The sequence below is a fragment of the Acidibrevibacterium fodinaquatile genome, from assembly GCF_003352165.1.
GTDB classification, from domain to species: Bacteria; Pseudomonadota; Alphaproteobacteria; order Acetobacterales; family Acetobacteraceae; genus Acidibrevibacterium; species Acidibrevibacterium fodinaquatile.
Window position 1 is genome coordinate 490,369 of the sequence record NZ_CP029176.1, and the last position, 22,441, is coordinate 512,809.

Consider the following 22,441-nt stretch of genomic DNA (forward strand, 5'->3'; position numbering starts at 1 on the left):
CATCCGCTGGGCGCGCACGTCACTTCACCAGATCGGCGTTGACGGTACCCCGAACGGTCTCCGGCTCGCCTTGCACTTTTGCCGCCAAGTGCAGCGCCCAGGTACCGGCCATTCCCGGTTCCACCTCGAAGCTGTACACGCCGTTCTTTGCGGGCATCGCCTTTACCGGAGCGGGCATCGTTGGCATGCCGGCCGGCCCCATGTCGGCCTTACTCTCGAAAATTACGGCATCCGGCACCGGCTTGCCGTCGGCGACATGCACGAGTCGTACTCGAACTATATTCTTGCCGGCCGACACGGTTGGTTTTCCAGCCAATTCGAAGCGATAGTCGTTGGCCGCCGCGTGAGCCACGGAGATACTGATTAGACTTGCTGTCAACAGAACGCCGGCAGCAAGCACGCGGTTAGGAAAACCAGGAGTCTTGGCTGTCATTGCCCATTTCCTTGATTTGACGGTGAAGAAGAAGCGACGAGAAGGTGCCACGACCGCCGACCGCCCACACGGGAGGCGATCGTGGCATCCATTATTTCGCCAAAGCGACGGTTAGGACCTGACGGACCGATTCCGGGTGGTCGGTCATGTGTGCGTCGAGCGTCACAGCCCATCGGCCCGCCATCAGCGGGTGGACTTCTACGCGGTACGTGCCGGGATCGCTGTACGGCCGGACGTAAGAGCGAGCCGTCATCTCGCCCATCCCGTCGGGCGACATGTCGACTCGCAACAGAGCGACCTGGGCATTGGTGATGGGCGCGCCGTCACTGGCCCAAACAAGGCGCACGAAAAATATGCTTTCGCTGTCGGCCTGATGCATCTTGCCAATGTCGCCGTTCTGCCTCGGCTGTCCGATTAGCTCGAACCGGAAACCTGGAGGCGCGTCGAGTGCGACGCGAGGCCCATTGCCGTCTCCCAGAGCAGGCTGGCCAGCAAAATCCTGGTAGTCCTGCGACCCCGACGCGTGGGCCGCCATATTCGAGCGGGTTTGGGCGCTTGCTCCGCCAAACTTCGGGTAGGCTTCCGAACCGGCGATCCCGGTGCTCAGTGTCGAGTACATCGACCTTGTAGGCCCGGCGACAGGCTGCTCGTTGTCCGCAAAGGCGGCGCTGGTGGACGCGACAGCCATCACCGTCACGGCGACGCCGAGGATCTTGTTCATCATGTTGGGCTCACTTCCCTGAGCCGTCCCGTCGCGTGCGCGCGACTGAGAAGAGACGGATGCGTTGACTGACCAGATAGGGGTCGCTGCCAGGAGCCCAGCCGCAATAGACCTGCGGGGCCAGATTCAGCTGGACAGAAATTCCCCTCGGCGCGCGCTAAATGCGCGCCGGGTGGTTCACACTGCTAAGGGAGGAGAAAGTTCGGGCTCGTATGTCAGCCCGGAACGGACGAATGCGCTCACACGGTATTTCACGACCGTGAAAACAGCAGATCCGACACTCAGATCGGCACGCTCTGGCAAGGCCGCTTGGTGCAAGCAGATCATCTTCTTTACGCCATCCGGCGTGATCGTGTTGCAGGGCATCCTACTCTTGCCCGTGCTGTCAGCCCTATGCATCGCCACCATCATCCCGCACGGGGCGCCAACTGCTTGGCTTTGCTCTGCCGCCATGACCATCTGACCCGCCGCTGCCGGCGTGACAAACGCCATCGCGCCGGCCGACAAGCCGAGAACGATAAGAGCGATGATCAAGCGGCGAAGGGTGACAAGCAATGGCATCTTACCCCAAACCTAGACTGACGCCGCCAAACTTACAAGAGAGGTGGCCGGCTTCGTCGCAACAGCGTTTCGCCTTCGATAAGTGGAGCATCTGCCGGTTAGAGCGTCCTCAGGCTGATTGGAAATGGCCGGAGTTTCGAAGGTAGTTGGCGCACTCGGCTGGTGTGATGGCGTCAGCGATCTTGCCGAGCGCGGCGATGCCCAGCACGAGCAGAAACAAGAGCAGAAGGCCGACCCGCATCATCGGCCAGCCATCATCCCGCCGCCCATGATGCCGGCGTTCATCATGGCTACAACCCCGTCCCGCCATGTCCTTCATGCAGGCAATGCGCGTGCGACTGGTCGGCCAGCACTTCGATGACGCGGCATTCCGCCACGCGCCCCCCTCCACACACGGCGACCATGCGCGCGAGTTCCGCCTCCAGCGTTTGCAGGCGGGCGATGCGGCTGCGCACCGCGGCCAAGTGCTGGCTGGCGATCGCATCTACCTGATCGCAGGGCCGTTCCGGGTCGTCAGCGAGCCGCAGCAGCGCCCGCACATCCTCCAGCGGAAAGCCCAGTTCGCGCGCGTGGCGGATGAACGCGAGGCGGTCGAGATGGGTCCGGGTATAGACGCGATGGCCGCCTGCGGTCCGCACGGGTGCGGGCATGATCCCGTCACGCTCGTACCAGCGGATCGTCTCGACCTTCGTGCCGGTCTGCCGGGCCAGATCGCCGATCGCATACATCGCACCGCTCATCGTCTCGTTTCTCGCGCGGGAGCCGCTGCCGGCCGCGTCGGGCCGCCAATCCCGGCGGGCAAGAAAGCGGCGAAAGGGGCTTGAACCTATAGTCACTATAGGTCCCATCTTGGCTGCAGCAAGTGGGTGAGGCCGGAGCATGTCGGAATTGGTGGAGCGGGAAGGTGCGGGGGAAACCCGGTCATGGCGGGTCAGCGGCATGGATTGCCCGTCCTGCGTTGCCAAGATCGAGAGGGCCGTCTCCCGCGTTGCCGGGGTGCGGGACGTTTCGGTCAACCTGATGGCCGAAACCCTCACCGCCCGTCTCGGAACCGGCGGCGACCCGGCCATTGTCGCCCGCACGGTCGCGGCGCTCGGCTACGAGACCGCGCCGCTGGAACGACCGGCGCTGGCCGTCTCCCGGACGCATGACCACGCCCACGACCATGCGCACGCGCACGCGCCAACGGGCGGCCATGTCCACGCGCATGGCGACGAAGACGATGCGGCCGGCGCGTCCTGGTGGCGCACGGGCAAGGCGAGGCTGGTCTGGCTGCTGGCCGGCCTCGTCGCCGCCGCGTGGCTCGGCGCAAGCCTGTTCGTGGCGCAAGCACCTTGGATCTTTGCCGCCGCCACGCTCCTCGCGGTACTCCCCATCGGCCGGCGCGCGCTGGCGCTGGCCCGCGCCGGCAGCCCATTCTCGATCGAGACCTTGATGTGCGTGGCCGCCCTCGGCGCCGTGGTCATCGGCGCGGCAGAGGAAGCCGCCATCGTCGTGCTGCTGTTCGCCATCGGTGAGCTGCTGGAGAACGTGGCCGCCGGCCGTGCCCGCGCCGGGATCAAGGCGCTGGGCAGCCTGATGCCGCGCACCGCCCGCGTCGAACGCGACGGCGCTCTCAGCGAGGTTCCGGCAGACGCGCTCCGGCCCGGCGATGTGGTCCAGGTCCGACCGGGCGATCGCATTCCCTGCGATGGTGTGGTCGTGGAAGGCCTGTCCGCGGTCGATGAAAGCCCGGTCACCGGGGAGAGCATGCCGGTCTCGCGCGGCCCTGGCGATGCGGTGGTCGCAGCCTCCGTGAACACGGCGGCACTGCTGCGCGTGCGGGTAACCGCCGCGGCGTCGGACAATACGATCAGCCGCATCGTCCGCCTGGTCGAGGAGGCGACCGCTTCCCGCGCGCCGACGCAGCGCTTCATCGAAAAATTCTCGACCTACTGGACGCCGGGTGCGATGGCGGTGTCGGTGCTGGTGATGCTGGTGCCGCCCCTGGCCTTCGGCGGCGACTGGTGGACCTGGATCTACCGCGGCCTTGCGGTGTTGCTGATTGCCTGCCCCTGCGCGCTGGTGATCTCGGTGCCGGCCGCGATGGCCTCCGGCCTGTCCGCCGGCGCGCGGCGCGGCCTGCTGATCAAGGGCGGCGCGGCGCTGGAGACCATCGGCCGCGCGCGGACGGTCGCCTTCGACAAGACCGGCACACTGACCGCCGGCAAGCCGCGCGTGACCGATATCCTGCCGATGCCGGGCACCGATGAGGCAGCCCTGCTGCGCGCGGCGGCGGGTGTGGAGGTCGGCTCCGCCCATCCGCTTGCCCGCGCCGTGCTGGACGCAGCCGCGGCGCGCGGCATCCAGGTGCCAGCGGCGACCGATGCCGAGGGCATCCCCGGCAAGGCCGCGACCGCGATCGTCGAAGGGCGGCTTGTGGTGGTCGGCAGCCCCAGCCATGCCCGGGAACAGGGCATTCTGTTGCGGAACGTGGACAACATCACCGCACTTGAAGCGGCCGGCAAGACGGTGGTGGTCGTGCTGGCGGTTCGGCAGCCCCTCGGCCTGCTGGCCCTGCGCGACGAACCGCGAGAGGACGCGGTCATCGCGGTTGCGGCGCTCAAGGCGATGGGGTTGTCGAGCGTGATGCTGACCGGCGACAACGAGCGCACCGGCCGCGCCATCGCCCTCGGCCTGGGGATGGAGGTGCGTGCGCACCTGCTGCCCGAGCAGAAGCTGCGCGAGATCGAGGCGCTGAAGGCGCGCGGCCCGGTCGTCATGATCGGCGACGGCATCAACGACGCCCCCGCGCTGGCCGCCGCGTCCGTCGGGGTCGCGATGGGCGGCGGGACGGCGGTGGCGCTGGAGACGGCGGACGCGGCGCTGCTGCACGAGCGTCTCTCGGGGGTCGCGGAGCTGATCGCGCTCTCGCGGGCCACGCTGGCGAACGTGAAGCAGAACGTGGCGATCGCGGTAGGGCTGAAGCTGGTGCTTCTTGTCACGACCATGCTCGGTGTCACCGGGCTGTGGATGGCCATCCTCGCCGACACCGGCGCCACGGTGCTGGTGACGATCAACGCCTTGCGCCTGCTGCGCTGGCACGGCCCGTTCGCGCGGTTGCCGGGCAAACGGGCCGTGCCAGCGGACAGCGTCACCGGCAACGCCTGACATCCTGTTCCTCATCCTATAAGCGCACGACGATGAACCGCATCGCACTGGCTTGGCCCGGCGCGCCGATGGCACTGGCCTCGGCGGCCCTGTTCGGGGCCAGCACGCCATTCGCCAAGCTGCTGCTGGGCACGGTGGATCCGTGGCTGCTGGCCGGCCTGCTCTATCTCGGCTCCGGTATCGGGCTTGGGCTGGTGTGGCTTGCCCGCCGGCCGCTCGGCCTCGGCGCGGCCGAGGCGCCGCTACGGTGGGCCGACATGCCCTGGCTCGCGCTGGTGGTGCTCGCGGGCGGCGTCGCCGGGCCGGTGCTGCTGATGTTCGGCCTCGCCCGCACATCGGCCGCCAATGCCGCGCTGCTGCTCAATCTCGAAGGCCTCGCCACCATGGCGATCGCCTGGATGGTGTTCCGCGAGAACGTGGACCGCCGCATCCTGCTCGGCGCGCTCGCCATCCTGGCCGGGGCGGTGCTGCTGTCCTGGCAGGGTGGACCCGCGGGCATCGGCTGGGGCGCGCTGCTGATTGCCGGCGCCTGCGTCGCCTGGGGTATCGACAACAACCTGACCCGCAAGCTGAGCGGCGCGGATCCGGTCCAGATCGCGATGCTGAAGGGGCTAGCGGCCGGCGCGGTCAATCTCGGCATCGCGCTCTGACGCGCGGGGCCGTGCCGCCGGCCCCAGCCACGCTGCTGGGCGCCGGGCTGATCGGTTTCCTGGGCTATGGCGTCAGCCTGACGCTGTTCGTGCTGGCCTTGCGCCATCTTGGGACCGCGCGCACCGGCGCGTATTTCTCGACCGCGCCCTTCATCGGCGGCGCGGTCGCCGTGGTGCTGTTCGGCGAGCCGATCACCGCCCGCCTGCTGGGCGCGGCGCTGCTGATGGCGATCGGCATTGCCCTGTATCTCCTCGAACGGCACGAGCATGCGCATGTGCATGAGAAACTCGCGCACGAGCACGCGCATACGCATGACGAGCATCATCAGCACGCACACGCGCCGGATGATCCGCCGGGCGAACCGCATGTCCACGCCCACCGGCACACACGGCTGGCGCACCGGCACCCGCACTACCCGGACCTGCATCATCGGCACGAGCACGCGGGCTGATCGTCAGGCGAAGCCGCATCCGCGCGCGGCCGCCGCGATGACGGCAAGCGCCTCGCCCGCGCCGTCGGCGTCGCCTTTCTCGAAATCGCCCTCGATCCGCGCCATCTGGTTGGTCACGTGCGCGAAGCACAGCACCGGCTTGCCGCGGGCGCGAGCGAAGGCATACAGCGCGGCGGCTTCCATCTCGACCGCCAGCGCGCCATGTTCGGCCGCCGCGGCGATCGCGTCCTCGGTCTCGCGATAGGGCGCGTCGGTGGTCCAGCTGGTGCCGCGATGCATCGGCTCGGGCAAGCCCGCCATCGCATCGAAGGCGCGATCGGCGAGCGCGGGGTCGGCGTCGGCGAACCGCGATGGCGGCAGGTAGTGATGGCTGGTGCCCTCGTCGCGCAGCGCCCGGTCGATCAACACGAAATAGGGCGTCGGCCCGCGCGGCACGATCTGCCCGGCCGAGGTGACGCTGAGCAGCAGCCGGCAGCCCGAGGCAAAAAGCTGTTCGGCGACGAGCACCGCGAACGGCGCGCCCACCGCCAGACCGACGACACCGATCTCGATTCCCTGATGCTCGATCACGAGCAGTTCGGTGTGATAGCAGGCCCAGCCCGGCGCCGGTCGGCCCAGCCCTGAATGACGCAGCGCCCGCGCGAGGTCGCCATCCGGGTCCAGCGCACAGACCGCCGGAACGGGTTGGTCCGGCAAGCCGCGCTGCCGGCGCGCCTCGCGCAGGAGGTTCTCCGGCCGGAAGACCGAGGGCGCGCTGTACTGCTTGGTGGCCAGAATGCTGGGGGCGGCAGGTTTATCTTGCATGGTCCCTCGCATGGTCCCTCGGCGGCGAACGCGGATCAGCGGGTCAGAAGGCGGCGGCCTCCACCGTGAGGCCGGCCGCCGACGCAGCGTTGCTTCTCACCCTCGAAGGGATCGTCAAGAACGCAGCTACGAAATTCCGCCTACGTTCTCACTGCACGCGGAACACGACAGGACAAACCTACCTGCCGCCGTGCCCGGAATGCCAGAATGTTTCCGACCACCATGCATATGAAACCTGCCCCTTCGATACCGAGCGCTTCGGCGTTCAGGCTTGACGGAAGGAATTTGCTTGCAGCAATCAAGATGAATCCGATCAGACCGAGGACGACAGCCGGGCGGCTGTGGTGTCGCTTATAGGAACCAGCCAGGCTGGCCGCCGCAATTCCAGAAAATAGAATGATGAGCGGCGCCCGAAATGGGAGCGCGACGCTAATTCCGATCAGGGACAAGACTCCTATCGCAGCGGACACTCCATAGCATGCGAGCATCGCCATTGCCGTACCGACCGGCGCCAGCCATCTACTGCGGCTGACACTGACAGTTTGCTCCATTTGTGTGTTCTCGTTCAGCATATTGACACCTCTCCGATGCGCTATCGGCCACTCATCACAATAGACGGACTTGGTCAGCTCGACAAAAGCAGCGGGACGGTCATCGTCCTGATGAGCGTACGCACGCTACTCCCGAACATCAACTCGCGGACACGGGAGCTGATGAAGCACCTGCAATCATCAGGTCTGCACCGAAGTCCGCAGCGTACGAAAGCAGTGCCTCTCCCGTTTCGATCTCTTTATCCATGACAAAGCCTCCTACCTTGGCGTCAATGCCGTGACGCGCAAGATGAGCAAGGATCTCTCTTCCTGCCCGGCTCGCGTCGAAGTCGGGCTGGCGCCTGGAATTGCTGACGAGAATCTGCACCGCCTTCGCACTGCCAAGCAGCGGCAACGCCTCATTCAGGGCGCGGGTCGATTCGGGAGCGCTATCCCACACGGCCAATACCCGTTCTCCGATCCCGGTGAAGGCGCCGGCGTATGGAATCGCGAGGACCGGCCGGCCGATGCCGCGAAGCACGCTGATGAACTCTCTCTCAGATAGCCCTGCATGGTGCTCCTGAGGGTCAGGTTGCCCAAGGATAGTCAGATCTGCACTGCGTCCGGCCCGTATGACAGCCTCAGTGGCAGAACCTTCTGCAAGCCGCCACTCGCCGTCCAGCCGCTGTTGGCCGAGCACACCACGGAAGGTTTCTTCCATCATCGCCGCACCGGTTTGTCCATCAGAAGCCGGCACAGGCCCGTGGGCCGCATACAGACCGATCAGGTGCGCACGATACCGCGTCGCCAACTCCGCCGCCAGCTCAAGGCGGATCGCCGAGCGTGGCGTCAGGTCAAGATGCACGAGGATATCCCTGATGGCCATCGTGCTGCTATCCCGCGGCGTCTGGCCTGGGTGATTCGCCGGCGCGCCCGGACTCCTGATTTAGGTGTTCGATGTTGCGATCACCGTCCTCCGCCATCCGCGTCATCTCGTTCATCATCGCGGTCATGGAGTTCGTCATGTTCATCGGCATCATGGCGGTCATTATGTGCATCATGCCATCGCGCACGCGTGCCGGTCAGGGTGCTGCCCTGGCGACGACGAAGCGGCCTAACATCCCCTGCTGCGCATGGCCTGCGATGAGACAGAGATAGGCGTAGCCGCCGGGTTCCGACGCCACGAACGTGAAGGTAGCGCTATGCAGCCCAGCCGCCGTGGGATCGCCGAGCGCCGGGCTTTCGGCGCCCGCGAAGGCGGGCCGGGCATTCATCATCGCCATGAACGGAATCGGCGCCGAAGTCTTGGAAAAGGCGAGCATATGCGCCTCGTCGTCATCGGCGTTGACGAACTGCACCGTGACCGTCGCGCCCGCGGGCACGGTGATGGTGGGATTCCTGAGACCCGCGATCTCGAAGAACATGCGATTGTCGCCAGCGCTGTCATCTGAATCGGCGAGCATCGTGAAGCGCACCTGGTCGGTGCTGAAGGCGATCGCATTGCCGGCGCGGTCCACGGTCGCACCGGCGGGAACAGCGGTCGCCAGCGTCTTCTCCGCGCTCTGCGGCACTCGTGGACCCGGCGCGTTGGCGAGCGCCACGCCCATCGCCCCTCCGGGACCACCGCGCATCATTCCCGTCATCATGTCCATCATGTTCGTCCCATTGCCCATCATGGGCGAACCGTTATGGGGCGAACCGTCCTGGGCACCTCCCTGACCCATCATGGTCCCGCCCATCATCATCTCCATCATCATTCCCATCATGCCAGTGCCGCCGCCCATCATCGGTGAGGCGGGCTGTCCGCTGCCCTGACCGCCCATCATGCCCTGGCCGCCCATCATGCCCTGGCCCTGCATCGGACCCGGTGTCTGCGGCGGCGGGTTGGTGGCGGCAGTGTTGTCGGCAAAGGCAGCGGCGGCAATGCCGGTCGCCAGGGCCGTCATCGTCAGCAGTGCGGCGAGTTTTCCGTACATGTCGTTCTCCTTGTCAGATCGTGATGTGTTCAGGGCGGGGTCAGGAAACCGTCGCGTCTTCGCGTGCGGCGATCGGCTGCGCCGGCGGCGAGATCGCCGACGAGAATCTGCACCGCCTTCCCTGGAAGGTTGATCAGGGCACCCGTCAGCCATGAGAGACTAGGCGCCGCTTGGCCTCGTATTCGGCCTGGTCGATTTCGCCGCGCGCGAAGCGTTCATTGAGGATGTCGAGCGCGGTCCGGCTCGCTGGCGGAAGGGGCGGCGGCCCGGCAGCCTGCCAGGGGCCACCGAGCCATCGGACGGCAAGGACGGCGACCACGATCACCGCGGCAAGCACCAGGATCATGAACAAGGGTCCGAAGATCATGCTGGACCACCCCCAACCCCACATCATGGACGGGCCATACCCATACAAGGGTGCGGCCGGTGTCTGCGCCCAGGCCCAGGCGGGCACCATCGTGACGGTTGCCCCTCCCGCACGAGCGAAGGAGAAGAAAGCCTTCATCCTCACATCCTCCATTCGTGCCGCAGCGTCCGGCAGGCGGCACGGGCCGGCAACTTAGCGACGCCGCACTGCACCCTCAGGTCCGCGGTCGCGCGACGAGCGTTACCCTGCCGGTCGCGGCGAGCCGCTCGAGGACGTAGCGGGCACTGTCCTCATCGATCCCGAGGGCCGCAGCCAACGCGGCTACGTCCATTTCGCCCTCGGCAACGGCCGCCTCGGCCTTAGCCCGGGCGTGGAACGCGGCCATTGCGGCAGTCTCTGGCGTATCGCGTTCAGCGTCTCCGAGCACATACCCATGCACATCTGCATCATCTGCTGCATCCGCAGCGGCTCGTCGTCCCCACCCATCGGGGCCATCCTCTTCCGCATCATCTCCATCCGGCTGCCGCACTGGCCCATCATCCCGTTGGCCCTGCCCATTCCCATCCCCATTCTCATCGGCCCGCCTTCGGGAGCGCCGCGCTCCGAAGCCTGTCTCTCTGGGTCATCCTGGTTGCAGCATTGCATTGCCTTCTCCATCGGTTGTCGGAGATTACGTGGCCGGTTTCCCGAACATCGGGCCGCAATGGTACCTCGGCAGATCAACGACGCGCGTCGGACGCCGCCCGGTCGAGGCGCCCGCGAGCACAACCGCAGCCAGGAGCGTATTCGATTTCAGAGGCATGTTATTCTCGTGCTCGGTATGGGGGCAACGATCCCAGTGTCTCCGGTCATGCTTCGAGCATGACGGAAACGCTGACGGGATTGCGGATGATGTCCAGCACGGGTGAGGTTTTCTGGACGTAATCGCACAGTTCCATGAGTTGCTCGCGTGAGGCGTCACTCTTCACGCGACACGTGACCCGAATGTCCCGGTACCCGGGCCGGACCTTGTCCGACAAGCCGAGGAAGCCATGTAGGTCGATGTTGCCGGCGAGGCCAAGGGTCAACTCGTCAATCCGGATACCCCGCGCGGCAGCGTTGTAGGCAAACCCGACCGCGAGGCAGGAGGCGAGCCCGGCGAGCACGATTTCGACCGCGTTAGGACCGGCATTGCTGCCGAGCAGCACCGGAGGCTCGTCGGCCTCCACGGCGAATAGCTTGCTGCGGCTCGTATCCTCCGCGCCCGCTCCATGGAAGCTCTGGATCCGGGTACGGCTATGCCCGCCGCTCTTCCACTCAGTCTCAGCACGGAATTGAAAGTTTGCCAGCTCGGGGTTCGCTTTGATGGCATCGATGGTGGCAAGCAGCTTGCCGACATCGACGCCGTTGGTCAGGGTGTTCTGGGGATCTGTCACGGCTTCGTTCCTTTCATCGTTCAGGCAGAACCGGCGTCGTTGCGTCACGCAACCGCCGCCGCGACCGGCCGCCGCGCGGCCCACCACTCGGGGTAGCCGTCCGCAAGCCGGTGGGCGTCGTAACCCCTAGCCCGCAGCGTCGCGACTGCCTCGAATGCGAAGACACAGTAAGGACCGCGACAATAGGCGATGACGGTGCGGTCGGCAGGCAATTCATTTAGGCGGTGTTTCAACTCAGCGAGCGGGATGCTTACCGCACCGGGAATGTGCCCTGCCGCAAATTCTTCGGCAGGCCGCACGTCGATCAGCGTCACCAGGCCCTGGCGAAGCCGGCTGACAAGTTCTTTCTGGGATACCGGCTCAAGCGAGTCCCGCGCATGGAAATAGCTCTGCGCAATCTTGTCGATTTCTGCGATGCCGCGCTCGGCGGTCCGCCGTACCGCCGTCAGCAGGTCCACCACATCGCGGTCCGCCAGCCGATACAGCACCTGCTTGCCGGAGCGTCTGGCGACCACAAGACCGGCCCGGCGCAAGAGCTGCAAGTGCTGGGAGGCGTTCGTGAGCCTGAGACCGGAAAGACCGGCCAACGCCTCCACGCTCCGCTCCCCTTGTGCCAGAAGCTCGATCAGCTCCACGCGATGGCCGTTCGCGATCGCCTGCGCGACGACCGCAAATTGTTCGAAGATGGCTCGCTTCGGAGTGGCGCTTGACACCGTGGTTCCATCATTCCAGTGTTCTTTGAACTTATGGCAGATGACCGGCGTCTGTCAACAAACCGCGCATCTGCGGGGCACAGCCCCGCCGAGCGGCCGGCAAGGAGGGTTCCATGATCCTGCGCCAGTTTCTCCACACCGACCCGGTCGCCGCCTCCTACCTGTTCGGCTGCGGCGGCAAGGCGGCTGGCGCGGTGGTGGACCCTGTCGGCGAGCCGGGCGTCTATCTGCGGGAGGCCGAGGCGCTCGGGCTGCAGATCCGCTATGTGATCGACACGCATCTGCACGCCGACCATTTGTCCGCCGGCCGGGCGCTGGCCGAGGCCGCCGGCGCGCCCTACGTGCTCGGCCCCGGCGCGGACGTGGCCTACCCCCGCAAGCAGGCGTTCGACGGCGAGGTGCTGCCGCTCGGCAATGTCGAGATCGAGGTAGTCCACACGCCCGGGCACACGCCGGAGCATATCTGCCTGCTGGTGCGCGACCGCACGCGCGGGGAGGAACCGTGGTTCGCCCTTACCGGGCACACGCTGATGGTGGGCGATCTCGGCCGGACGGAGTTGGCCACCAGCGCCGAGGACGGGGCGCGGGCGCTGTTCGCCAGCGTCCGGCGGCTGCGTGCCCTGCCGGACTATCTGGAGGTGCTGCCCGGCGCCTTCTCCGGCTCGGTCTGCGGGCGTGGGCTGTCGGGCAAGCCCACTTCGACGATCGGCTTCGAGAAGCGCCACAACCGTGCCTTCGGCATCGAAGACGAGGGCGCGTTCGTGCAGGCCATGCTGGCCGACATCCCGCCGCCACCGCCGCAGGCCGCCGCCGTCCGTGCCGCCAATTCCGGCTTTCCGTCCGCGCGGGACGTTCTTGCTGCGGCGCAGGAGAAACGTGCATGAAAGTCCTGTTTATCCTGAACGATCCGCCGTACGGTACGGAGCGCTGCTACAATGCGCTCAGGCTCGCCAATGCGCTGCCGAAGCATGATCCGGCGGCGGAGGTTACAGTATTCCTCATGGCCGATGCCGTCTCCTGCGGCAGGAAGGGCCAGAAAACGCCCGACGGCTATTACAATATCGAGCGCATGCTGAAACGTTTTGCCGCGGGGAAGCACAGGCTTCTTCTGTGTGGAACCTGCATGGATGCGCGCGGGCTGAGCGAGGCGGATCTGATTGAAGGCGCATGCCGCAGTACTATGGAAGAGCTGACTCTGGCGACGATAGCCGCCGACAAGGTTTTCGTGTTTTGAGCGAAGGGCAGGATCCGATGACGTCGCGATCCGCTTCATCCAAGGACAGGGCAAGAAGGATACGGGAAAGGGAGCCAACATGACAGGTAAGACGATCCTGATCCTTGGCGGCGGCATCGGCGGCGTCGTTGCCGCAAGCCGGCTACGCAAGGCGTTGCCGCGAGAGCATCGGGTCGTGCTGGTCGACCGCGAGACGGGCCACATCTTCCCGCCTTCGCTTCTCTGGTTGATGGTAGGTCTGCGCAAGCCCGAGCAGATTTCATGCGCGTTGCCAGTTCTTGCTGGAAAGGGTGTAGAGATTGTGCAAGGGGTCGTCGAAGGCATCGACCCCCAGAACCGGTCGGCGCGCGTAAACGGCCGCGACATCAAGGCCGACTACATGATCGTCGCGCTGGGGGCCGACCTTGCCCCGGAATCGGTCCAGGGGCTCCCGCAGGCTGGGCACGACTTCTACACGCTCCCTGGCGCGGAGAGCTTGCGAGACGCACGGCTCGTGTTGCGCCAGGGTCGGATCGTCATTCTGGTCAGCTCGATGCCGTTCAAATGCCCGGCGGCGCCCTACGAGGCAGCGATGCTGCTCGAATTCGACTACCGCAAGCGCAAGCTGCGGGATTCTGTCCACTTCGACGTATACACCCCGGAGCCTGGGCCCATGCCGGTCGCGGGCCCCGTGGTCTCCGCCGCCATCCGCAGCATGATCGAAGCGAAGGGCATCGGCTTCCATCCTGAGCACGCAGTGACTGCCGTCGACCCGGCTGCGCGGCGCATCTCGTTCGCCAACGGTGCCAGTGCCGATTTCGACCTGCTCGCCTACGTTCCGCCGCATCGCGCGCCTGCCGTTGTCCGCGAAAGCGGGCTTCTGGGCGAGAGCGGCTGGGTGCCGGTGGATCGAGCCAGCCTGGAGACGCGCGTCCCCGGCGTGTACGCGATCGGTGATGTCACCGGCATTATGTTAAAGAGGGGACTGCCGCTGCCGAAAGCCGGGGTCTTCGCACATCGCGAGTCGGAGGTCGTCGCCGACAACATCGCCGTGGAGATCACCGGAAAGGGCGAACGTCGGTCATTCGACGGTGATGGCGAGTGCTTCATTGAGATCGGTGACGGCAAGGCCGGATTCGGTAGCGGCAACTTCTATGCCGACCCCGTTCCGGACGTGCGGCTGCGGGGTCCAAATCGCGCTTTGCACCTCGGCAAGATCGCGTTCGAGAAATACTGGCTGTCCGGGTGGGCTTAACCATGTGCGAGTTGTTCGGCATGAGTGCGCGCCGCCCGACCGATGTGAACCGGTCGCTCGCGCTGCTGCGTCCGCGCGGCGGTGAGATTGGCCCGCATTCGGACGGTTGGGGAGTGGCGTTTTACGAGGGTCGCGCGGCGCGCGTTTTCAAGGAGCCCGTTCCGGCAGCCGAGAGCGGTTGCCTCGCATTCATCAGCGACTACGGGTTCCAGAGTCGCACCGTTATAGGGCACATACGGCGAGCAAATCCCGCTGCGTTCGGCCGCTCGTCGGCCAACACACATCCCTTCGAACGCGAGTTGGGCGGGCGTTCCTGGGTGTTCGCTCACAACGGCAAGCTTGACGGCCTGCGCGACGACCCGACTCTCGTCTCTCACCGGTTCTTGCCCATCGGAGAGACAGACTCCGAATTCGCGTTCTGTCTCCTTCTTGAAGCGATTGCTCGCGGCGGCGACGAAGCCAATTCCCTCTGCTGTGGCGTGGTCGAAGCGATACGGCACTTGATCCGGCGCCTTTCGCGCATCGGAGAGTTCAACTTCCTTCTAAGCGACGGGGAGTGTCTGTTCGTCCACGCGCACACGCACATGAATATGCTGCATCGCCATTGTCTTATAGATGGCTGTGAGCAGGAGGTGGTTTTGCTGGCGACGTCACCTCTGACAGACGAGATCTGGACGCCTTTGACCGGTCTGCACGCTTTTGCCGATGGTCGCGAGTGGGTCCACTCGGCAACGCTTCTGTCGGAGGAAACTCTGGCGTGATAAACCTGCTGATCCACAGCGAACGGAACGAGTGGGGCGTGCGGCGACATGGAAATGCGCTGAGATCAGCTCAGTCACCTGAACGAATGACGCAAGGATGAATCCGATATATCTTGACTACAACGCCAGCACGCCCATCGACCCAGCGGTGACGGCGGTCATGCAGCCGCTCCTTGAGGAAGGCTACGGCAATCCCTCCAGCGGCCATTGGGCAAGCGCGCCGGCGAAGGCCGCCTTGGACGAGGCCCGCAGCCGGGTCGCGGCGCTGCTTGGCTGCACCGCCACCGAAGTCGTCTTCACGAGCGGCGGCAGCGAGGCGAACAATCTCGCGCTCAAAGGCTTGTTTTACCAGCGCGGTGATCGCCCGTCGCACGTCATCACTTCGCAGATCGAGCATCCCGCGACGCTTGAGCCATGCCGGTTTCTGGAGCGGCTGGGCGCCACGGTGACCTACATTCCGGTCGACGAGAGCGGACTCGTCGACCCTGATGATATCCGCAAGGCGATCTCCAAGGAGACGTTTTTGATCAGCGTCATGCACGCGAACAACGAAGTCGGCACGATCCAGCCGATCCCTGATATCGCGAAGATCGCTCGCGCGCATGGCGTTCTCCTGCATACGGACGCAGCTCAATCGGTCGGCAAGATACCAACCAGGGTCGACGAACTTGGCGTGGACCTGCTTTCCGTCGCGGGCCACAAAGTGTACGCGCCGAAGGGGATTGGCGCCCTTTACGTCCGTCGCGGGATTACGGTCGAGCCGCTCATCCACGGCGCCGGACATGAGGACGGCCGACGCGCCGGCACCGAGAGCGCCTTGCTGGCGGCAGCACTCGGCAAGGCATGCGAGATTGCACAATCCTGGACGGACATGCCTGAGGTCCGGCAACTCCGGGACCAGTTCTGGCAACGTCTCCGCACCGTCTTCGGCAATCAAGTCGTTCTCAACGGCCATCCCGAGCAGCGTTTGCCGAATACGCTCAACGTCTCGTTCATCGGCCGCATCGGCGCTGACATTCTCGCACGAATGCCGGCCATCGCCGCGTCAACCGGTTCGGCCTGCCATTCCGGACAGATCGCATCCTCGCCCGTACTGAAGGCCATGCGCGTGACGCCTGAGAGAGGCTTGGGAGCCGTCCGCTTCAGCCTTGGGCGGAGCACCACGCAGGAGGAGGTCGAGGAAGTCGTCAACCAGTTGCGCCGAGTGCTCGTATGAACAGGACGGACGCGGGCACAACCGTGAGCCTCGTAGCCTTTACCTCCAAGCGCGCCACACAGCTTCTTTTGTCCGACGCGAGCTTCGATGTGGGGGCCTTGATTACCGTCCTCAGCGTCTTGCCGGATGTGGTGGCACCGCTCGACCCCGGAATTGGCCGCCCCACAGCCTCCTTCCCGCTATGTGCCGTCTCGGTCGATGCTGGCTGGAGGGGGTGATGGTGTCGGCTCAATCACCCGACGACGCTCCGTCTGCCGTCCGGCTCGGCCTGCGCGAGAACTGGCGGCAGTTCTCGCTGCTCGCGCTGATCAACGCCCTGGTCGGCGGCATGGTCGGGCTGGAGCGCACCGTCGTCCCGTTGATCGGCAGCGAGACGTTCCACATCGCCTCGGCGGCGATCGTGGCATCCTTCGTCGCCAGCTTCGGCATCGCCAAGGCATTCACTAACCTTGTCTCCGGCCAGTTGGCCGACAACTGGGGCCGCAAGTACGTGCTGGTGCTGGGCTGGGTCGTCGGGCTGCCGGTGCCGTTCATGATCATCTGGGCGCCAAGCTGGAACTGGATCGTCGCTGCCAACCTGCTGCTCGGCATCAGCCAGGGCCTCGCCTGGTCGATGACCGTGATCATGAAGATCGACCTCGTCGGCCCGAAATCGCGCGGCCTCGCCGTCGGGCTGAACGAGTTCGCCGGCTATGCCGCCGTGGGACTCACCGCCTTCGCCACCGGCTGGATCGCGAGCGCGACCGGGACGTTGCGTCCCGCGCCGTTCTATCCCGGCATCGCCTATGCCGTGCTCGGGCTCGCGCTGTCGGTGCTGCTGGCGCGCGATACATCCGCGCATGTGCGGCTGGAGGCGGCGCACCACGCCCCGGCCGCACCCGCCGGCTTCATCGACGTGTTCCTGCGCACCTCGTTCGGTAATCGGGAGATGTTCTCCATTTGCCAGGCGGGGCTGGTGAACAACCTGAACGACGGCATGAGCTGGGCGATCTTCCCGCTGTTCTTTGCCGCCCGTGGCCTGGGCGTGGAGGGGATCGGCACGCTCAAGGGCGTCTACCCGGTGGTCTGGGGCGTGCTGCAGATCGTCACCGGGCCGCTGTCCGACCGGCTCGGCCGGAAGGGCCTGATCGCCTGGGGGATGTGGGTGCAGGCACTCGGCCTGTTCATGATCGCGGCGCTGGACGGGTTCGGCTGGTGGCTGCTGGCCAGCCTGTTGCTGGGGCTCGGCACCGCGATGGTGTATCCGGCCCTGATCGCCGCGATCTCCGATGTGGCGCATCCAAGCTCACGGGCACGTTCGCTGAGCGTCTACCGCTTCTGGCGCGACATGGGTTACGCCGTCGGCGCGTTGCTGGCCGGGGCGATCGGCGACGCCTTCGGCCTTGCCGCCGCGATCGCCGCGATCGGCGGGCTGACCTTCGTTTCCGGCCTTGTGGTGGCGCTGATGATGCCGCGGCGATGAGCGGCGTCGCTGGCATGGCCCGGGCCTATGCCGGCTGGCGCGCTTCGACGCTCGGCCGGATCACCGACCGCCTGGAGGACGCGCTGCTGCGCGACCTGCTCGGCGACGTAGCTGGCCGCGCGGTGCTGGATCTCGGCTGCGGCGACGGCAAGCTGGCGGTGCGTCTGGCGGCGCTCGGCGCGCGGGTGGTCGGTCTCGATTCCGATCCGGCCATGCTGCGGGCCGCCGCCGCGCGCGCCGCCGCGGCCGGGGTTGGCGTGGATTTCGCGGCCGGGCGGGCGCAGACGCTGCCGTTTCCCGATCGGCGGTTCGATGTCGTCGTCGCCGTAACCGTGCTGTGCTTCGTGCCGGATGCCGAGGCCGCCTTCCGCGAGATCGCGCGCGTGCTGCGGCCCGGCGGCGCGGTGGTGATCGGTGAATTGGGGCGCTGGAACCTCTGGGCGCTGCGACGACGCATTCGCGGCTGGTTGGGCAACCGGCTGTGGCGTGCGGCCCGCTTCCACACGGCGGACGAGTTGCGGCGCCTGACTGCAGGCGCCGGGCTTGAGGCGCGGGCGGTGCGTGGCGCGGTGTTCTACCCACCCGTGGCCGCGCTGGCCTGCGCGATGGCGCCGCTCGATCCCTGGCTCGGCCGGATCACCGCGATCGGCGCCGCCTTCGTCGCGCTGCGGGCGGAGAAGCCGGCGGAGGCTGCCTGTGCCTCGCCGGCCCCCTCGCCCTGAGGCGGTCAGTCAGTTCCGTCCGCCAAACACGTAGCGCGCGAGCGCGGCGATGCCGAGCACCACCAGGACCAGGATGAGAATCCACCAGAGTCCCATGCCAAGCCACATGCCACCGCCACCCATCATGCCGAAGTCGTGCATGTCACGTCCTCATGTCTTGTGGAGAAGTCCTTGCCGACCGCCGCCGGCCGGCAACAGACGGGGGAACCAGGCTGGAACCGCCGCGGCGTAGCGGTCGTACGAGGCGCCGAACGCCAGACGTGCTTCGGCTTCCTCGGCATGGGCGAGATGCACATACATCGTGACCAGGACGGGAAACATCAGCAGCGTCAGCAGCATCGGCCATTGCAGCAGGAAGCCGAACATGATCGCGATGAAGGCGATGTATTGCGGGTGCCGCACCCGCGCATACACGCCCGTCACGGCAAGCGCGTGCTGCCGCTGCGCCTGGTACAGCACGTTCCACGCCGACGACAGCAGAACGAAGCCGCCACCGATGAAGACGTAGCTGAGGATATGCAGCAGGCTGAAATGCGGATTGCCCTTCAGCCCGAGCAGCGTTGACCACAGATGCCCGGCATCGTGCGACATCGGGTCAATGCCGGGATAGTGCACCTGCAGCCAGCCGGACAGCAGGAAGATAGTGAGCGGGAAGCCGTACATCTCCGCGAACAGCGCCACAATAAAGGCGCTGAACGCGCTGAAGGACCGCCAGTCGCGCGGCGTTTGCGGCTTGCCGAAGCTGAACGCGAAGATGATGAACACCGCCGAGTTCAGGACGACCAACGCCCACAGCCCGTAGGCCGATGCCTCATGACTCATGGTGCCGCTCCATTCGGCTGGCCTGACCCGCATGATCGTGGCCGCCGTGCCCGTGATGCATGAACAGGTGCATCAGCGGGCAGGCGAGCAGCAGCAGGTAGGGCAGCGCCCAGAACACATGCAGCGTGTGCTCCGCGAGCAGGTAGAAGCCAGCGACCGCCAGAAAGCCGCAGAGCGCCAGCCCGCCGCGCGTGCGCCAGAGCGGCGTGTGGGCGGGCGGAGGACGCGCCAGATCATGCATGACACCCTCACATCCTGCCCATCATGCCCATCGGACCGGGAATCAGTTCCTCGGCCTTGCGCTGCTGCTCAGCGGACAGCGAGTCCCACAATGCCTTGACCGGACCCTCCATCGCCTTCATCGCGTCGAGATGGGCCGACAGCCTGCGTTCATGCTGCGCGAGACGGTCGGGCCAGCTTGCGGTGGTGCCTTGTGGCATCATCTGCGCCCGCATGCCCTGCATTGCCGTCACGCGCGCCCGCAGCGCTGCGGCAAAGGCGTCCCATTGCGGCAGCTGCGCCTCGGTGATGCCAAGTTCCGTTTTCAAGATGGCGAGGCGGCCCTCCATCATCGCGCCCGGCATCATGCCGGGCCGTGCCGAGGGCTGCCCCGAGGTCTGCATCATCTGCATCATGCCCTGCATCATTTCGGTCATGCCCTGCATCATGCGCATCATCGGCGCCATGCCGGCGCCGCCCATCATGCCCGGACCCATCATGCCGCGGCCCATCATACCGCCGCCCATCGTGCCAGGGCCCATCATGCCGCCCCCCATCATACCGCCACCCATCATGCCGGGGCCGATCATGCCCGCCTGATCCTGGTCTTCGTCCTCGCCCTGCGTCGGCATGCCGCCTTGCGGGGCGGGCGGCGTCGGCGCGGTGGCCTGTGCTTCGTGATGGACGGCGTGGTCCTCCTGCGTCTGCGCGATGGCAAGACCTGCGGAGGCGGCGAGAGCGATTGCCGCGATTGCGGCACTGCGGAACGCGATCATCTGGATTCTCCTTGTTTCAGGCAGCGTTATCGTAGACGAGCTCGGTCATCATCCCGGTCGCCATGTGGAACAGGTTGTGGCAGTGAAAGAGCCAGCGACCGGGGTTGTCCGCGTCGAAGGCGATGGTGACGGAGCCGCTGACCGGGACCAGCACGGTATCGCGCAGCGCGCCCGCGATGCGCGTGCCATTCAGCTCCGTCACCTGGAAGTGGTGGCCATGCAGATGCATCGGATGCGCCATGCGGCTGCGGTTCACCATGGTCAGCTCGACGCGCTGGCCGTGCGAAACGACGAGCGGCTGGTGGTCGCGCCAGGAGCGGTCGTCGATCGACCAGACATATGGCGTCATGGTGCCGGTCAGCGCGATGCGGCGAACCGCGTCCGGCCGGCGCGGCGGCAGCGGCTGGACGGCGGCCAACCGTGCCTCCAACGACAGGTCCACTGCCGCGGCCGCGCTGTCCGCTTCCGATGCTACCTTGGCAATTTGGGCCTGTGGCGTTGCCAGGATGATGCCAGTCCGCCGCCGGTCGCCCTCGCGTTGTGCGAGCACGGCGAAGGCGCCGGCCTCCTTCAGGTCCAGCAACACGTCCGCACGCTGGCCCTGCGCCAGCGGGAAGCGGCGTACCATGAGTGGCCGCACCGCGTCGCCATCGACGGCGATCAGCGTGCCTTCGAGCGCGCCGAGGTCGATCCAGAACGCAGTCGTCGTGGCGCCGTTGATCAGCCGCAGCCGCACACGCCCACCGCGCTCGGTGCGCACCACCCGCGGGTCGGCGAGGGTGCGATCATTGGCGAGATAGGCGTCGTACTCGATGTCGTTAAGGTCCATGGTGGCACCCGTCGAGGAGGTGCCCATCGTCATCGGCGTGGCATCGCTTTGAGACATTGCCATACCGGACATCGCCGCACCGTGACCGCTGTGCCCGCCGAGTTCCGCAAGAATGTCGGCCGGGTCGCGGAAGGTGAAGTCGTGCAGCAGCACCGTCACCTCCTGTGCGTCGGCCCGCACATCCTCGGCGGTGCGGACGATCAGCGGCGCCGCCATCAGCATCTGTTCCTGCAGCCCGTGATGGGAATGCATCCAGTGCGTGCCGGGGCGTGCGACGAAATCGTATCCTTGGTCGGCGCCGTTCGCGATCAGAGTACCGCCAGTCTCGGCCACGCCATCCTGGAGATAGGGCGGCGTCTGGCCGTGCCAGTGGACGATGGTGTCCTCGCCGGCCCGGTTGGCGAGCGTAACGGCGAACCTTTGGCCGGGGTCCAGCACAAGGCCGGGCGCGCCATCGGGTCCGGTGATGCCGAACACCGAAGCAGGCTTGTCGTTCACCTCCAGCGTGCGACGGCCGACCATCAAGCGAACCGGTGGCGAAGCGGCCACGGCGCGTGGACGGTGGGAGAAGGCGGCAATTCCGTCGGCGCTCGCGCCGAGCAAGCCGCGTCGGGAAAGAAGAATACTGCGCATAATGCGTCCGATCCGAGTGAAGCGAGAACGGCGCGGTCGCGATGGCGATCACGCGGCTTGCCTCCCGCCGGACGCTAGAACGCGCGCCGGCGGTTCAGATCGCGGCGCGGGGTGGCCGCAGCGCTGGATCGGGGATGGTGCCGCCGGGCTGGCAGGGCGCGGGCAGGAGAAAGCAACAACGCGCCCCGCGACCGGCGGGGTCACCGCGGCGGCGATCTGGGGCGGCGCGACGACCATGCTGCACGCACTCGTCTGGCAGCAGGGCATGCCGTGCGGCTCGTCAGGCTGGCAGGGCGACGGTCCCCCGTGAGTTACGCCTGCCGCGATCAACATGGCGTAGCCAGAGGCGGCGTGATGCGCGACGGCGGCTGTTCCGGACTGGCCTGCGAGCAGCACACCGCCCAGCACCAGCAGTGCCACCAGTCCCCGCAACCACCTCTGCGCAAAGCCTCGCAGCAACACCACTACCTCGTCATGCGGCCGACCGTATCGACCAGTTCCTCGACCTTCTGCCGCTGGTCCAGCACGTCGCCGGACGCGAAGGCGTTAGCAACGCAATGCGCGACATGGTCGCGGAGAATTTCCTGCTCAACTTTGTGCAGGGCAGCGCGCACCGCATTGATCTGCGTCAAGACATCCACGCAGTAGCGATCCTCCTGCACCATGCGCAACAGGCCGCCGACCTGACCTTCGATCCGCCGTAACCGGCCATGAACCGCTTTTCTCGTCGCTTCATGCATGTTGATACCATACCTCTGAGG

The 22,441-nt window shown here is 66.3% G+C and carries 30 protein-coding genes; 11 read left to right on the plus strand and 19 right to left on the minus strand.

Features of this window, described 5'->3' with window-relative positions; translation table 11 throughout:
* Positions 1–19: 19 nt before the first annotated feature.
* The 5 genes from DEF76_RS02385 to DEF76_RS02400 form a co-directional block, all read right to left on the minus strand.
* Positions 20–433 carry a FixH family protein gene (locus DEF76_RS02385; RefSeq protein WP_114910955.1) on the minus strand — a complete coding sequence of 138 codons (414 nt, stop codon included), beginning with the start codon at positions 431–433 and terminating at the stop codon, positions 20–22.
* Positions 434–524: 91 nt separating this feature from the next.
* Positions 525–1,157, minus strand: coding sequence for a FixH family protein (locus DEF76_RS02390; protein WP_114910956.1), 633 nt, complete (start codon positions 1,155–1,157; stop codon positions 525–527).
* A gap of 174 nt (positions 1,158–1,331) precedes the next feature.
* Entirely contained in the window at positions 1,332–1,715 is a 384-nt protein-coding gene (locus tag DEF76_RS02395; RefSeq protein WP_114910957.1) for a hypothetical protein, read from the minus strand.
* Between the two features lie 109 nt (positions 1,716–1,824).
* A complete protein-coding gene (locus DEF76_RS20125; protein ID WP_275895697.1) occupies positions 1,825–1,959 on the minus strand; it encodes a hypothetical protein in 135 nt (44 codons plus the stop codon).
* Between the two features lie 46 nt (positions 1,960–2,005).
* Complete coding sequence (locus tag DEF76_RS02400) at positions 2,006–2,455, minus strand: MerR family transcriptional regulator (protein ID WP_456303849.1); 450 nt, start codon at positions 2,453–2,455, stop codon at positions 2,006–2,008.
* A 139-nt stretch (positions 2,456–2,594) separates the two neighbouring features.
* On the opposite strand from DEF76_RS02400, the gene DEF76_RS02405 reads away from it, so the two are divergent.
* From DEF76_RS02405 to DEF76_RS20440, 3 genes are read left to right on the plus strand one after another with little or no spacing between them, the layout of a single operon-like run.
* Complete coding sequence (locus tag DEF76_RS02405; protein ID WP_240319086.1) at positions 2,595–4,865, plus strand: heavy metal translocating P-type ATPase; 2,271 nt, start codon at positions 2,595–2,597, stop codon at positions 4,863–4,865.
* A 32-nt stretch (positions 4,866–4,897) separates the two neighbouring features.
* On the plus strand, positions 4,898–5,515 hold the full coding sequence (locus DEF76_RS20435; protein ID WP_456303850.1) for a DMT family transporter: 618 nt from the start codon (positions 4,898–4,900) through the stop codon (positions 5,513–5,515).
* Between the two features lie 11 nt (positions 5,516–5,526).
* Positions 5,527–5,967, plus strand: coding sequence for a DMT family transporter (locus DEF76_RS20440; RefSeq protein WP_456303851.1), 441 nt, complete (start codon positions 5,527–5,529; stop codon positions 5,965–5,967).
* A 3-nt stretch (positions 5,968–5,970) separates the two neighbouring features.
* On the opposite strand, the gene DEF76_RS02415 is transcribed toward DEF76_RS20440, so the two are convergent.
* The 8 genes from DEF76_RS02415 to DEF76_RS02450 form a co-directional block, all read right to left on the minus strand.
* Positions 5,971–6,783: a nucleoside phosphorylase gene (locus tag DEF76_RS02415; RefSeq protein ID WP_205216081.1), complete on the minus strand. Its 813-nt coding sequence runs from the start codon at positions 6,781–6,783 to the stop codon at positions 5,971–5,973.
* Positions 6,784–6,911: 128 nt separating this feature from the next.
* Positions 6,912–7,343, minus strand: a complete 432-nt coding sequence (locus tag DEF76_RS19195) for a MerC domain-containing protein (protein ID WP_162800449.1) — start codon at positions 7,341–7,343, stop codon at positions 6,912–6,914.
* 118 nt (positions 7,344–7,461) lie between these two features.
* Complete coding sequence (locus DEF76_RS02420; RefSeq protein WP_114910960.1) at positions 7,462–8,187, minus strand: universal stress protein; 726 nt, start codon at positions 8,185–8,187, stop codon at positions 7,462–7,464.
* Positions 8,188–8,194: 7 nt separating this feature from the next.
* The gene (locus DEF76_RS02425; RefSeq protein WP_162800450.1) at positions 8,195–8,350 is read right to left on the minus strand and encodes a hypothetical protein; all 156 of its coding nucleotides are present in this window, start codon (positions 8,348–8,350) and stop codon (positions 8,195–8,197) included.
* Between the two features lie 33 nt (positions 8,351–8,383).
* Positions 8,384–9,277 (minus strand): sulfocyanin-like copper-binding protein, encoded by an 894-nt coding sequence (locus tag DEF76_RS02430; RefSeq protein ID WP_114910962.1) that lies wholly within the window; start codon positions 9,275–9,277, stop codon positions 8,384–8,386.
* Positions 9,278–9,422: 145 nt separating this feature from the next.
* Positions 9,423–9,644, minus strand: coding sequence for an SHOCT domain-containing protein (locus DEF76_RS02435; RefSeq protein ID WP_240319087.1), 222 nt, complete (start codon positions 9,642–9,644; stop codon positions 9,423–9,425).
* An 848-nt stretch (positions 9,645–10,492) separates the two neighbouring features.
* Positions 10,493–11,059 (minus strand): OsmC family protein, encoded by a 567-nt coding sequence (locus DEF76_RS02445; RefSeq protein WP_205216082.1) that lies wholly within the window; start codon positions 11,057–11,059, stop codon positions 10,493–10,495.
* A gap of 44 nt (positions 11,060–11,103) precedes the next feature.
* A complete protein-coding gene (locus tag DEF76_RS02450; protein ID WP_114910964.1) occupies positions 11,104–11,772 on the minus strand; it encodes an ArsR/SmtB family transcription factor in 669 nt (222 codons plus the stop codon).
* Between the two features lie 113 nt (positions 11,773–11,885).
* On the opposite strand from DEF76_RS02450, the gene DEF76_RS02455 reads away from it, so the two are divergent.
* From DEF76_RS02455 to DEF76_RS02490, 7 genes are all read left to right on the plus strand, one after another.
* Entirely contained in the window at positions 11,886–12,656 is a 771-nt protein-coding gene (locus DEF76_RS02455; protein WP_114910965.1) for an MBL fold metallo-hydrolase, read from the plus strand.
* Positions 12,653–13,006, plus strand: a complete 354-nt coding sequence (locus tag DEF76_RS02460) for a DsrE/DsrF/TusD sulfur relay family protein (protein WP_114910966.1) — start codon at positions 12,653–12,655, stop codon at positions 13,004–13,006. The genes DEF76_RS02455 and DEF76_RS02460 overlap by 4 nt, the downstream gene beginning before the upstream one ends.
* Before the next feature lie 79 nt (positions 13,007–13,085).
* Positions 13,086–14,240 (plus strand): NAD(P)/FAD-dependent oxidoreductase, encoded by a 1,155-nt coding sequence (locus DEF76_RS02465; RefSeq protein WP_114910967.1) that lies wholly within the window; start codon positions 13,086–13,088, stop codon positions 14,238–14,240.
* Positions 14,241–14,242: 2 nt separating this feature from the next.
* A complete protein-coding gene (locus tag DEF76_RS02470) occupies positions 14,243–15,001 on the plus strand; it encodes a class II glutamine amidotransferase (protein ID WP_114910968.1) in 759 nt (252 codons plus the stop codon).
* Positions 15,002–15,098: 97 nt separating this feature from the next.
* The gene (locus DEF76_RS02475) at positions 15,099–16,217 is read left to right on the plus strand and encodes a cysteine desulfurase family protein (RefSeq protein WP_114910969.1); all 1,119 of its coding nucleotides are present in this window, start codon (positions 15,099–15,101) and stop codon (positions 16,215–16,217) included.
* 217 nt (positions 16,218–16,434) lie between these two features.
* A complete protein-coding gene (locus DEF76_RS02485) occupies positions 16,435–17,679 on the plus strand; it encodes an MFS transporter (RefSeq protein ID WP_114910971.1) in 1,245 nt (414 codons plus the stop codon).
* Positions 17,676–18,401, plus strand: coding sequence for a class I SAM-dependent methyltransferase (locus tag DEF76_RS02490; RefSeq protein ID WP_205216083.1), 726 nt, complete (start codon positions 17,676–17,678; stop codon positions 18,399–18,401). The genes DEF76_RS02485 and DEF76_RS02490 overlap by 4 nt, the downstream gene beginning before the upstream one ends.
* Before the next feature lie 9 nt (positions 18,402–18,410).
* Here the strand turns inward: DEF76_RS02490 and DEF76_RS20130 are convergent, their stop codons facing one another.
* The 5 genes from DEF76_RS20130 to DEF76_RS02510 are packed head-to-tail and all read right to left on the minus strand — an operon-like array spanning position 18,411 to position 21,680.
* Complete coding sequence (locus tag DEF76_RS20130; protein ID WP_275895698.1) at positions 18,411–18,542, minus strand: hypothetical protein; 132 nt, start codon at positions 18,540–18,542, stop codon at positions 18,411–18,413.
* 9 nt (positions 18,543–18,551) lie between these two features.
* The gene (locus tag DEF76_RS02495) at positions 18,552–19,223 is read right to left on the minus strand and encodes a methyltransferase family protein (protein WP_114910972.1); all 672 of its coding nucleotides are present in this window, start codon (positions 19,221–19,223) and stop codon (positions 18,552–18,554) included.
* Positions 19,213–19,464, minus strand: coding sequence for a DUF2933 domain-containing protein (locus DEF76_RS02500; protein ID WP_114910973.1), 252 nt, complete (start codon positions 19,462–19,464; stop codon positions 19,213–19,215). Before DEF76_RS02500 ends, DEF76_RS02495 begins: the two co-directional genes overlap by 11 nt.
* Positions 19,465–19,471: 7 nt before the next feature.
* Positions 19,472–20,218: a Spy/CpxP family protein refolding chaperone gene (locus tag DEF76_RS02505; protein ID WP_114910974.1), complete on the minus strand. Its 747-nt coding sequence runs from the start codon at positions 20,216–20,218 to the stop codon at positions 19,472–19,474.
* 16 nt (positions 20,219–20,234) lie between these two features.
* On the minus strand, positions 20,235–21,680 hold the full coding sequence (locus tag DEF76_RS02510) for a multicopper oxidase family protein (RefSeq protein WP_114910975.1): 1,446 nt from the start codon (positions 21,678–21,680) through the stop codon (positions 20,235–20,237).
* 1 nt (position 21,681) lies between these two features.
* On the opposite strand from DEF76_RS02510, the gene DEF76_RS19200 reads away from it, so the two are divergent.
* Positions 21,682–21,990, plus strand: coding sequence for a hypothetical protein (locus DEF76_RS19200; RefSeq protein ID WP_162800451.1), 309 nt, complete (start codon positions 21,682–21,684; stop codon positions 21,988–21,990).
* 154 nt (positions 21,991–22,144) lie between these two features.
* Here DEF76_RS19200 and DEF76_RS02515 read toward each other — a convergent pair whose 3' ends face one another.
* Positions 22,145–22,420: a metal-sensitive transcriptional regulator gene (locus DEF76_RS02515; RefSeq protein ID WP_114910976.1), complete on the minus strand. Its 276-nt coding sequence runs from the start codon at positions 22,418–22,420 to the stop codon at positions 22,145–22,147.
* Positions 22,421–22,441: the final 21 nt, after the last annotated feature.